Genomic DNA, 11,469 nt, shown 5'->3' with positions numbered 1-11,469 from the left:
GGCTCGAAGCGCAAAGACGATATTAACTACGTCGAGAAATTCCAGCAGGCGGGTTATACGCTGGCGACGGATGCGAAGACGCTGAAGCAGAACGCCGCGACCGCCACCAAACTGTTGGGGCTGTTCCATACCGGCAACATGGATGGCGTGCTTGACCGTCGTTTCCTGAAAAACGACGTCGCCAAGAAATTCCCCAATCAGCCGGACCTGACTGACATGACGCAGGCCGCGCTGGATGTGCTGTCTAAAAATAAAGACGGCTTCTTCCTGATGGTGGAATCGGCGCTGATCGACAAAGCCTCACATCCGCTGGACTGGGAGCGCGCGTTCTATAACACCATCATGCTTGACCAGTCTGTGGCGGTGGCGAAGAAATTCGTAGAAACCCATCCGGATACGCTGATCATCGTGACCGGCGACCACACCCATGGCATTTCCATTATCGGTACGGTGGACGACGACAAACCGGGGACGGAAATGCGTGAAAAAGTCGGCGTTTATGAAGATGCGGGCTACCCGAACTATCAGGATGCCAATAAAGACGGCTATCCGGATGACGTCAACGTTTCTAAACGTCTGGCGGTCTTCTTTAACAACTACCCGGATTACTACGAAACCTTCCGTCCGAAGCTGGATGGCACGTTTGTCCCGTCGGTGAAAAATGAGAAAGATGAGTACGTCGCCAACAAGGCCTACGCCTCTGTCCCCGGCGCCGTATTGCGTGAAGGCATTCTGCCGCGTTCGGTGGATACCGGCGTTCACTCCGTGGACGACATGGTGATTCAGGCCAGCGGCCCCGGCGGCGAAGCCATCCGCGGTTATATGGATAACACGCAGCTGTTCCGGGTGATCGTCGATGCGCTCGCTATCGATGCCCGCAACACCACGAAGAAATAACGTGTTATGCCACGGTTAACACGTCTTGCGGCGGGGCTAATTGCCCCGCTGTTCCTGCTTATTTTCTCCCTGAGCGTCATGCAGCCTGTGCGTGCGGCCTCGGTGCCTGAACTCTCGTTCGACAAGCTGTATGCGTCGTTCGGCGTGCTGGGTGCCGAATTTTCCAACGACGTGAAAACGCTGGCGGGACAACGGGTGAAAATGCGGGGATTCATGGCGCCGCCGTTAAAGGCCGAGGCGCAATTCTTTGTTCTGACCAAAATGCCGATGGCGCTGTGTCCGTTTTGTTCGTCGGATGCGGACTGGCCGGAAGACATCGTCGTGGTCTATCTCGGCAAGCGGCAGACCTTCGTGCAGAACAACACCATTATCGAGGTGGACGGCGTGCTGGAATATGGATCGTGGACCGATCCGGACAGCGGTTTCGTCAGCTTGTTACGCCTGCGCGATGCGCACTTCAAAACGCCTTAGGAGCCGATGGCGATGATACAAATGACGCAGTTGCAGGTGACGTTCCCCGATCTGCCGGAGCCGGTGTTAGACATTCCGCATCTCCATATTGCGGAGGGCGAGCGGGTCGCCATCGTCGGGCCATCGGGCTCGGGCAAAACGACCCTGATTAACGTCATGACTGGGCTGGACGGACGGGCCAGCGGATCGGTGCGATGGGATCAACAGGAGTTATTGACCCTGAGCGAAGCCGGTCGCGATCGGTGGCGTGCTCGCCATGTCGGTCTGGTTATGCAGGACTTTCATTTATTTCCCGGCCTGTCGGCGTTAGAAAATGTCTTACTGCCCGCGCGTTTTCACTACTGGCGACTTCCGCGCGCGCTAAAAATGCGGGCGGCGGAGCTACTGGAGCGCGTCGGTCTGGATACCGGAAAGCGGGCGGTGGAACGGTTGTCTCGCGGTGAAAAACAGCGGGTCGCCGTGGCGCGAGCGCTGCTGGGCGAGCCTGACATGATCGTCGCCGATGAGCCGACCGCCAGTCTGGATCGTCATAACGGCCAACAGATCGCCGAGCTGTTGATCGCGTTGGCGCGGGACACTCACACGACGCTGATCACGGTCACGCACGATCGTCAGCTCTCCGAGGGGATGGCGCGCTGCATCCGGCTGGAACAGGGACGAATCGTGTCGGATGAGAAAAAGAAGGAGCAAACGGCATGATCCCCTGGACGTTATTAGGCGCCGATATGCGCAGGCTGTGGCCCGGTATGTTGGTCGTCATGCTGCTGATCGCGCTGGCGACGGCGCTGAGCATTGCGGTAAACCTGCAGGAGCGAGCGTTACAGCAAGGGAGCGCGCGCGCGGCGGATCGTTTCGATCTGGTGATCGGCGCGCCGGGTAGCGAAACGCAGCTGGTTCTGTCATCGGTCTTTCTCCAGCCGTCGGCGTTGACGCTGATCCCGGCGTCGGTGCTGGAGACGCTGGAGCATCATCCGTTGGTCGAGTGGGCCGCGCCGGTGGCATTCGGCGATTTCTATCAAGGCATGCCGGTTGTGGGGACAACGGCCCCGCTGGTCACCGATAACGGCAAGCGGGCGCTCCAGAGCGGACGGGGGTTTGAACAGGATTTCGACGCCGTAGTCGGTGCGCATACGGGCTTGAAACCTGGCGATACCTTTAGCCCGATCCACGGCCGCGTAGGCGAAAGCGGCGCGCACGCGCATGAGCATGTCCACTACACCGTTGTTGGCGTGCTGCCGGAAGACGGCAGCGCCTGGGATCGCGCCATACTGGTGCCGGTCACGGCGGTCTGGCGAGTGCATGGCATCGCCGTGCCGGGACATGAGCACGACGAAGAGGATGAACATCATCACGACGGCGATGAGGCGGAGGAGCATCACGCCGGGACGCCCGCGGGCGTCCCCGCCATCGTGGTCAAACCGAAAAGCATTGCCGGGGCTTATCAACTACGCGCCCAGTTCCGTACGGACAGCACGCTGGCGGTGTTCCCCGGCGAAGTGTTGGTAAAGCTCTACGGCATTCTGGGGGATATTCGTCTGCTGCTGGACTACGTGGCGATGGGCACGCAGGGGTTGGTGGGGGTTGCCGTCGCGATGGTCGCGGTGCTGCACCTGCATCAGCGCCGCAGACAGATTGGCGCGCTGCGCGCCTTTGGCGCACCGCGTTCCGGCATTTTTCTGCTGGTCTGGTCCGGGCTGATGGTGCTGGTGAGCGCGGGCATACTGACCGGCGTGGGTCTGGGCTATCTGGCGGCGAAAGCGATTGCCGTCGTGATGAGTGAGAAAAGCGGCTTTGTGCTGCCGGTCACGCTCGGCGAGGAGGACATTCAGTTCTCGCTGCTACTACTGGTCATCGCGGCGGTGGTATTGACCGTTCCTGCGATGCTGTCTTGGCGACACTCTCCGGCGCAGGCGCTGCGGGAAGCGTAATTCGCCTTTCACGATCGCCCGTGTGGGCCGCATCGCTTTTCAGAAGGAGGCGAGCGCTCGCCGGGCGATGTTTTCTCATCTGACGTTCGCCTCTTTCTCACCGAAACCGACTCGTTCAACGGGCACGTTCAGGAAAACCTTCACATGCTGACGTACTCGCCGCCATCTCCGGGATATTGTTTTGATAACGGCACGATCATCATGTCTCTGAAAGGCGGCCTGACGAGCAGTATGGTGCGAGCGGGAATGAACCGATGCAGCGTGTTGCTACTGTGCGGGTTTGGATAGGGCATTTGGCATTGTCGCCGGCGAGCTGAAGCCGCCTTGCGTGATGGAAATCAGGGGGTATTCACGACCTCTGAACGCAGAGGGAGAACGCCTGTCGCGCTCTCCCTCTTGGTCGCGTTAGCGTTTTTTGAACGCCGCCGCCAGCGCGTCGCTCATCGCGCTGTTGCCAGCCGATGTGCTGGCTGCACGCGGACGCGGTTTATTGGCGGACGGTTTGCGCGGCTGCGCCGAGTCTTGACCGCCGCGACGCGCGCCGGTTTCTCCCGGCTGCTCATCCAGACGCATTGTCAGCGCAATGCGTTTACGCTGCAAATCCACTTCCAGCACCTTCACTTTGACGATATCGCCCGCCTTGACCACCGTATGCGGATCTTCCACATAGCGGTTCGCTAGCGAGGAGATATGCACCAGCCCATCCTGATGGACGCCGATGTCCACGAAGGCGCCGAAGTTGGTGACGTTGGTGACGGCGCCTTCCAAAATCATGCCCGGCAGCAGGTCGTTCATCGTCTCTACGCCTTCGGCAAAGCTGGCGGTTTTGAACTCAGGACGAGGATCGCGTCCCGGTTTTTCCAGCTCTTTAATGATGTCGGTCACCGTGGGGATACCAAAGCGTTCGTCGGTGAATTCGCTGGCTTTCAGCGAGCGCAGCGCCGTGGAGTCGCCCATCAGCTCCTGCAGTTTCTGCTCGGTGGCGGCCAGAATGCGTTCCACCACCGGATACGCTTCTGGGTGAACCGTGGAGGCATCCAGCGGGTTATCGCCGTGGTTGATGCGCAGGAACCCGGCGCACTGTTCAAAAGCTTTAGGGCCGAGACGGCTGACTTTCAACAGCTGCGCACGGTTAAGGAAGCGGCCGTTCTCGTCGCGCCAGTTGACGATGTTTTGCGCCATCATCCGGGTCAGGCCCGCGACGCGGGTCAACAGCGGTACGGAGGCGGTGTTCAGATCCACCCCGACGGCGTTCACGCAGTCTTCCACCACGGCATCCAGCTTTTTAGCCAGCAGCGTTTGGCTGACGTCGTGCTGGTACTGGCCGACGCCGATGGATTTCGGTTCAATCTTCACCAGCTCGGACAGCGGGTCTTGCAGTCGGCGGGCGATAGAGACCGCGCCGCGCAGCGAGACATCGAGATTCGGGAATTCCAGCGCGGCGAGCTCGGAGGCGGAGTACACCGAAGCGCCCGCTTCGCTGACGATTACCTTCTGTGCGTTGATGGCCGGGAACTGCTTCTGGGTATCAAGGAAGAAACGCTCGGTTTCGCGCGAGGCGGTGCCGTTACCGATGGCGACCAGTTCCACCTGATGCTTTATGCAGAGCGCCGCGACGCTGGCGGCGGCTTTCGCGGCCTGACCGGTATGCGGATAGATGGTGTCGGTCGCGACCAGTTTGCCGGTGGCGTCCACGACCGCGACTTTAACGCCGGTGCGCAGGCCGGGGTCCAGCCCCATGGTGGCGCGCATTCCGGCAGGCGCAGCCATCAACAGATCGTTCAGGTTGCGGGCGAACACGTTGATGGCTTCGTCTTCGGCTTTTTCGCGCACGCTGCTCATCAGTTCGGTTTCCAGATGCATCAGCACCTTGATACGCCAGGTCCAGTTGACGACCGCGCGACGCCAGCCGTCGGCAGGGGCGTTGTTCAGCCGCAGGCCCAGATGGTCGATGATGATCTGCTCGCAGTAGCTTTCGCGGGGCGGTTCATCGAACTGCGGATCGGCGTTGAGCGCCAGTTGCAGGATGCCTTCGTTGCGACCGCGAAACATTGCCAGTGCGCGGTGGGACGGCACCTGCGCGATAGGCTCGTGATGGTCGAAATAGTCGCGGAACTTCGCGCCTTCTTCCTCTTTGCCTTCCGCCATGCGGGAGACCAGATGCGCGTTTTTCCACAGGTAGTCACGTACCTTCGCCAGCAGGGCGGCGTCTTCAGAGAAACGCTCCATCAGGATGTAACGTGCGCCGTCCAGCGCGGCTTTGACGTCGGCCACGCCTTTGTCGGCGTCAATATAGGCTTCAGCGGCGTTTTCCGGCGTCTGGGACGGGTCGTTCCATAGGCTGTCCGCCAACGGCTCAAGGCCCGCCTCGATAGCAATCTGACCGCGCGTGCGGCGCTTGGGTTTATACGGCAGGTAGAGATCTTCCAGCTCGGTTTTGCTGAGCGTGGTGCGAATGGACTGCGCCAAATCGTCGGTGAGTTTTCCCTGATCGTCGATGGATTTCAGAATAGTCTGGCGACGATCTTCCAGCTCGCGCAGATAACCCAGTCGGGCTTCCAGCTGACGCAGCTGCGTATCATCCAGCCCGCCGGTCACTTCTTTACGATAACGGGCGATGAAAGGGACGGTGTTTCCTTCGTCCAACAGTTGAACCGCGGCGCTGACCTGCTCGGTGCGGGCGCTCAGCTCCTGGGCGATGATATGGCTTAATGAGGCATTCATGAGGTTGATATCACTCGTCTTCAATTAAGGGGTGTAAAAGCTTGCGATAGTTATACGGATTGACGGCGAAAAATGCCAGCCGACGCAGACGCGGCGCGTAAGCGGGCTGCGGCGAAAGTTTACCTGCATCAAAATTCCGCCAGATTGTTGTGACTTAACGCTGAATTAGCGTATTAATTGAACAAGGGGCAGCGATGCCATGATGATTTTAGACCGCCTACGCCAGTATGACGGGGTAAGTGCGTTCATTCGGTCGGGAGATTGAGGCATGACAGTAAAAACATCCACGCTGACGATGAGCGGGCAGGAAGAGATCACGCTGGATATTCGCCGCGGCGTGATGGGAAGGGAGGCGGTGGATGTCCGTCCGTTGGGCGATAAAAATCTGTGCAGCTTCGATCCCGGCTTCGCCAACACGGCGGGCTGCGAGTCCGCGATTACCTATATCGATCCTGTCGACAGCGTGCTGCTGCATCGTGGTTTCCCCGTTGAACAGCTGGCGGAACAGTGCGATTTCCTTGAGGTCTGCTTTATCCTGCTGCACGGCGAAGCGCCTTCACGGAAGGAGTACGATGCCTTTTCGGAGACGATCACCCGCCACACGCTGATCCACGAGCAGATTAGCCGAATGTGCAGCGGCTTCCGTCGGGATTCTCATCCGATGGCGCTGATGTGCGCCGTCGTCGGGGCGCTGGCGGCGTTCTATCACGATGTGCTGAACGTGGAAGAACCCGAACACCGGGAACTGGCGGCCGTGCGGCTGCTCTCGAAGATGCCGACGCTGGCCGCCATGAGCTACAAATATTCCATTGAGCAGCCTGCGGTTTATCCACGGAATTCTCTTTCTTACACCGCGAATTTCATGCACATGCTGTTCTCCATTCCGGCGGAAACCTATGAGGTGAATCCTGTCCTCGAACGGGCGATGAACCGTATTCTGATCCTGCATGCCGACCACGGACAGTGCCCGTCAACGATGGCGGTCCGGGCTTCTGGATCGTCCGGCGCCAACCCGTTCGCCTGTATTGCGGCGGGGCTGGCGTCCATGTGGGGGCCGCGGCACGGCGGCGCGAATGAGGCCTGCATGCGAATGTTAGGCGAGATCAAAACGGTGGATCGCGTTCCTGAGTTTGTGCGTCGGGCGAAGGAGGGCGGTAGCGCAATGCAGCTGATGGGATTCGGCAATTCCGTGTATCACCATTTTGATCCCCGCGCGGCGATCCTGCGTAAAACCTGCTACGAAGTGCTGAATGAACTGGGTATGGGGGACGACTTGCTGCAGGTGGCGATGGAACTGGAGCATGTGGCGCTGACCGACGCCTATTTCCTTGAGCATCGGCTTTACCCCAGCGCCGATTTTTATACGGCGGTGATCCTCAAGGCGATGAAGCTTCCGCCAGCGATGTTCCCGGTCATTGCCGCCGTGGGGCGCACCAGCGGTTGGATCGCCCACTGGAAGGAGATGCATGAGCAGGGGCTGACCCTCTATCGCCCCCGTCAGGTGTATAACGGCCAGCCGTTGCGGGACTTCCGTTCCGCCTTAAACGACTGACCGTCTTGCGCTAGCGGTCGGCTAGCGCAGCCAGTTGGTTTTCGCCAGATCGAGCACCTCGTCACCGCGGCCGTTGATGATGGCGCGCAGCATGTACAGGCTAAAGCCCTTGGCCTGTTCCAGTTTGATTTCCGGCGGCATCACCAGTTCGTCCGTGGCGGTGACGACATCCAGCAGCACCGGGCCGTCGTGGGCGAAGGTCTCTTCCAGCGCGGCGTTCAGCTCGGAGGCTTTCTCCACACGGATGCCCTTGATGCCGCAGGCGTTGGCAATATCCGCGAAGTTGGGATTGTGCAGCTCGGTGCCGTCCGTCAGGTAGCCGCCGGCCTTCATCTCCATCGCCACGAATCCCAGCACGCTGTTATTGAACACCACGATTTTCACCGGCAGCTTGAGCTGCGCGACAGACAGAAAATCGCCCATCAGCATGGTAAATCCGCCGTCGCCGCTGAATGAGACCACCTGCCGGTTAATATCGACCGACTGCGCGCCCAGCGCCTGGGGCATCGCGCTGGCCATTGAACCGTGGCTGAACGAACCGATGAGACGGCGTTTGCCGTTCATCTTCAGGTAACGCGCCGCCCAAACGGTCGGTGTGCCGACGTCGCAGGTGAAGATGGCGTCTTCGCTGGCATAGTGGCTGATTTGCTGGGCGAGATACTGGGGATGAATGTTCTGTTTATCGTTCGGCGTCGCCAGATCGTCCAGCCCCTTACGCGCCTCGGCGTAGTGTTTCAGCGCTTTATCAAGGAAGTGGCGGTCGTCTTTCTGATCCAGCCGCGGCAGTAGTGCCGTTAGGGTCGATTTGATGTCGCCCTGCAGCGCCATATCCACATGGCAGTGGGAGCCGATGCTGCCGGGATTGATGTCGATCTGGATAATGTTGGCGTCGGTCGGATAGAACGCGCGGTAGGGGAATTGGGTTCCCAGCAGCAACACCGTGTCGGCGTTCATCATCGCGTGGTAGCCGGATGAAAAGCCGATGAGCCCGGTCATGCCAACGCTGTAAGGATTGTCGTACTCGATGTGCTCTTTGCCCCGCAGCGCGTGGACGACTGGCGCTTGTAGCGTGGCGGCCAATTGCACGACGTCATCGTGCGCATCCGCGCAGCCGTTGCCGCACATCAGGGTGATGTTTTTGGATTCGTTCAACAGTTCGGCCAGCTTGTACAGCTCGCTGTCCTCCGGCAGCACGCGCGGCGCCGGAATAGGATACCAGTCCGTCGATGCGCCTTCGGGCGCAGGTTTCAGGGCGACGTCGCCGGGCAGCACAATCACTGACACCCCACGATTGAGGATCGCTTTGCGCATGGCGATCGCCAGAACTTGCGGAAGCTGTTCAGGATTGGAAATCAGTTCGCAGTAGTGGCTGCACTCGCGGAACAGCTCCTGCGGGTGCGTTTCCTGAAAATAGTTGCTGCCGATCTCGCTGGAAGGAATGTGCGCCGCGATGGCGAGCACCGGGACGTGGTTTCGGTGGCAGTCGAACAGTCCGTTAATCAGATGAAGATTACCGGGACCACAGGAGCCTGCGCAGACGGCCAGCTCTCCGGTCAATTGCGCTTCGGCGCCAGCGGCGAAAGCGGCGACCTCTTCGTGACGGGTCGGCATCCATTCGAGGGTGCCCATGCGGTTCAGGCTGTCGCTAAGTCCGTTCAATGAATCTCCGGTGACTCCCCAAATTCGTTTTACTCCGGCGCTTTCCAGCGTTTTTGCTACGAAATCGGCAACGGTTTGCTTCATAGGCTTTCGCTCCTTACGACGACGTGGGCATCTCTTTGATGGTGAGTTTCTGTACAAAAAGCGTAGCTGAATAACGCGCCGCACGGGCGCGCTGGGGCGGTGAAAATTGTGAACTGATGTTGTGAGCGTAAGCCGGGCGTGGGGGGAAAGCGCGGGAAGCGGCCGAAAGAAACGGGACGGAAAGGGTATCGATCCCTTCCGTCCGGCGTTGTCTTGATTAGCCGAGGGCGTCGGCTTTATCGCTTTCTGGCGCGTTGTGGGGCGCGGGATCCGCCGCGAACGGCGCGATATAGCGTTGGTAACGAGAGGGCTTGAGCTGCTGTAGGTCTACCAGCACCAGTCCGTCGATACAGTTGTTGAAGTCCGGGTCGATACCGAAATCGATGAACTGTACGCCGCCGGTTTCACTGAGTTCGGAATACTGCTTGTAAAGCGTGGGGATCGCGCAGCCGAGGTTGTTAAGCATACTCTTCAGGCGCGTGAGATCTTGCTGGTAGTCGTTCCCCTCGAACTGCTTCAGCACATCCGGCAACGATGCCGGATAAGGGCGTCGGGAGCGAGCCAGCGGCTGACGCGGCGGGAAATACAGCCGATAGAACGCCACCAGCAGATCCCGGGCGGCAATGGGCAGCGTGCCGGAGAGCGATACCGGGCCGAACAGATAACGGTACTGCGGATAGCGCGCCACATAGGCGCCGATGCCCAGCCACAGATATTCCAGTCCGCGCTTGCCCCAATACTTGGGCTGAATGAAGCTGCGTCCCAGCTCAATGCCGTTGGCCAGTATCGTCTCCATTTCGCTGCCGTACTGAAACAGGCTGTGGCTGTACAGCTGTTGCGGATCCCGGTGGGCGGTGGTGGTGAAACGGTAGGCCCCCACGATATCCAGCTTCTCTTCGTCCCAAAGCACCAAATGGAGATAGTGGTCGTCGAAGTGGTCCAGATCGCGTCTCAGCCCGCAGCCCTCGCCGACGGCGCGGAACGCGATTTCGCGCAGACGTCCCAGTTCGCGCAGAATCGGCGAATAGTCTTCGTCTTTGCGCTGATAGAGATAAATCGTTTTACCGTCCGGGGTGGTGCCCAGCACGTCGCATTCGGCCAGAGCCTGTTTCAGCCGCGAGCGGTCTTCCGGCAGCGCGATTGGCTTCTCTCCGGCGAAGCAGCCCGGCTTGCCCTGACCTAAGCGGTAGACATGGCGACGGAAGCGAGCCGCCATATCGTTGGCCTGCCACTCACCCTGACTCCAGGTCGCGTAAGGGATTTGCGGGCCGATGCGCAGACTTAATTTATTGCCGCGCTGATGAAACATCTCTCTTACCAGCAGCAGCGTGGATAACGGGCGATAAATCAGGGATGAAAGGTAAAACAGTCCGCTGTTGCGGCCCTTGATGTGAATCGGAACGATCGGCGCGCGCGCTTTGGCCGCCATCCGGACAAATCCGCTGTGCCAGTGGCCGTCGCGAATGCCATGCAAACTGATGCGCGATACTTCTCCCGCGGGGAATAGAATGACGGCGCCATCCTGATTGAGATGATTTTGGATGTTGGCGATTTGCTGGCGGTTGGTGCGGTTACTGAAGTTGTCGACGGAGAAGAACAGCGACTTCAGCGGTTCTACGTAGGAAAGCAGCTGGCTGGCGACGATACGGACATCCGGTCTCACGCTGGCGACGTGGCGCAGCAGGGCGAGTCCGTCCAGTGAGCCGATGGGATGATTCGCCACCAGAACCACCGGACCGTGGCTGGGGATGTTTTCCAAATCGCCTTCGACCATTTCACAGTTAAGGTCGAAATAGTCCAGTACTTCTTCAACCAGATCGAGCCCCCGCAGGTGGGGATTGCGTTGGGCGAACTGCTGCATTTCCTGCTCAAATAACAGCGTTCGTAATACCGTGCGTTGCCAGGTTGGCGTGTGTCTATGCGGAGCCAGATCCTGCAATAAGGTGTCTAAGCTGAACATATTCAGATCTCCATGATCAACAAGAGTCACGGTAAGTGATAAAAATGACACATATATTTCAGACTAGATTAAACCGGTGATATTGCTTTTTCTGCGGCGCGTCGGGCGTGCTTCCATTGCCGAAAAAATAACGCTATTCAGCGCCGCAATATTGCGCGTTTTATTTCGCTGTCAGCGTAAATAGCAGGTGTCGA

At 59.3% G+C, this 11,469-nt stretch carries 8 protein-coding genes; 5 read left to right on the top strand and 3 right to left on the bottom strand.

The features are described from left to right. From Q7O77_RS01390 to Q7O77_RS01375, 4 genes are all read left to right on the top strand, one after another. Window positions 1-897: alkaline phosphatase (locus Q7O77_RS01390; RefSeq protein ID WP_304162746.1), on the top strand; the 897-nt coding region annotated here is incomplete at its 5' end. Between the two features lie 6 nt (window positions 898-903). Then, window positions 904-1,368, top strand: coding sequence for a hypothetical protein (locus Q7O77_RS01385; RefSeq protein WP_304162743.1), 465 nt, complete (start codon window positions 904-906; stop codon window positions 1,366-1,368). Window positions 1,369-1,374: 6 nt separating this feature from the next. After that, window positions 1,375-2,067: an ABC transporter ATP-binding protein gene (locus Q7O77_RS01380; RefSeq protein WP_304162740.1), complete on the top strand. Its 693-nt coding sequence runs from the start codon at window positions 1,375-1,377 to the stop codon at window positions 2,065-2,067. Then, window positions 2,064-3,296, top strand: a complete 1,233-nt coding sequence (locus Q7O77_RS01375; RefSeq protein WP_304162738.1) for an FtsX-like permease family protein — start codon at window positions 2,064-2,066, stop codon at window positions 3,294-3,296. The genes Q7O77_RS01380 and Q7O77_RS01375 overlap by 4 nt, the downstream gene beginning before the upstream one ends. A 405-nt stretch (window positions 3,297-3,701) precedes the next feature. Here Q7O77_RS01375 and Q7O77_RS01370 read toward each other — a convergent pair whose 3' ends face one another. Further along, window positions 3,702-6,020, bottom strand: a complete 2,319-nt coding sequence (locus tag Q7O77_RS01370; RefSeq protein WP_085652859.1) for a Tex family protein — start codon at window positions 6,018-6,020, stop codon at window positions 3,702-3,704. A 268-nt stretch (window positions 6,021-6,288) separates the two neighbouring features. On the opposite strand from Q7O77_RS01370, the gene Q7O77_RS01365 reads away from it, so the two are divergent. Continuing rightward, a complete protein-coding gene (locus Q7O77_RS01365) occupies window positions 6,289-7,572 on the top strand; it encodes a citrate synthase (RefSeq protein WP_304162733.1) in 1,284 nt (427 codons plus the stop codon). 21 nt (window positions 7,573-7,593) lie between these two features. Here Q7O77_RS01365 and poxB read toward each other — a convergent pair whose 3' ends face one another. Both poxB and Q7O77_RS01355 read right to left on the bottom strand, forming a co-directional pair. Next, window positions 7,594-9,315 carry a ubiquinone-dependent pyruvate dehydrogenase gene (poxB, locus tag Q7O77_RS01360; protein ID WP_304162731.1) on the bottom strand — a complete coding sequence of 574 codons (1,722 nt, stop codon included), beginning with the start codon at window positions 9,313-9,315 and terminating at the stop codon, window positions 7,594-7,596. A gap of 217 nt (window positions 9,316-9,532) precedes the next feature. Further along, window positions 9,533-11,275: a lysophospholipid acyltransferase family protein gene (locus tag Q7O77_RS01355; RefSeq protein WP_304162728.1), complete on the bottom strand. Its 1,743-nt coding sequence runs from the start codon at window positions 11,273-11,275 to the stop codon at window positions 9,533-9,535. Window positions 11,276-11,469 lie beyond the last annotated feature (194 nt).

The organism is Lonsdalea britannica (genome assembly GCF_946477055.1).
GTDB lineage: Bacteria > Pseudomonadota > Gammaproteobacteria > Enterobacterales > Enterobacteriaceae > Lonsdalea > Lonsdalea britannica_A.
This window is presented reverse-complemented; position numbering and strand designations above follow the sequence as displayed.

Coding starts and splice junctions, on each gene's coding strand:
- Q7O77_RS01385 (WP_304162743.1), top strand. CDS start 904: ATGCCACGGTTAACACGTCTTGCGGCGGGGCTAATTGCCCCGCTGTTC.
- Q7O77_RS01380 (WP_304162740.1), top strand. CDS start 1,375: ATGGCGATGATACAAATGACGCAGTTGCAGGTGACGTTCCCCGATCTG.
- Q7O77_RS01375 (WP_304162738.1), top strand. CDS start 2,064: ATGATCCCCTGGACGTTATTAGGCGCCGATATGCGCAGGCTGTGGCCC.
- Q7O77_RS01370 (WP_085652859.1), bottom strand. CDS start 6,020: ATGAATGCCTCATTAAGCCATATCATCGCCCAGGAGCTGAGCGCCCGC.
- Q7O77_RS01365 (WP_304162733.1), top strand. CDS start 6,289: ATGACAGTAAAAACATCCACGCTGACGATGAGCGGGCAGGAAGAGATC.
- poxB (WP_304162731.1), bottom strand. CDS start 9,315: ATGAAGCAAACCGTTGCCGATTTCGTAGCAAAAACGCTGGAAAGCGCC.
- Q7O77_RS01355 (WP_304162728.1), bottom strand. CDS start 11,275: ATGTTCAGCTTAGACACCTTATTGCAGGATCTGGCTCCGCATAGACAC.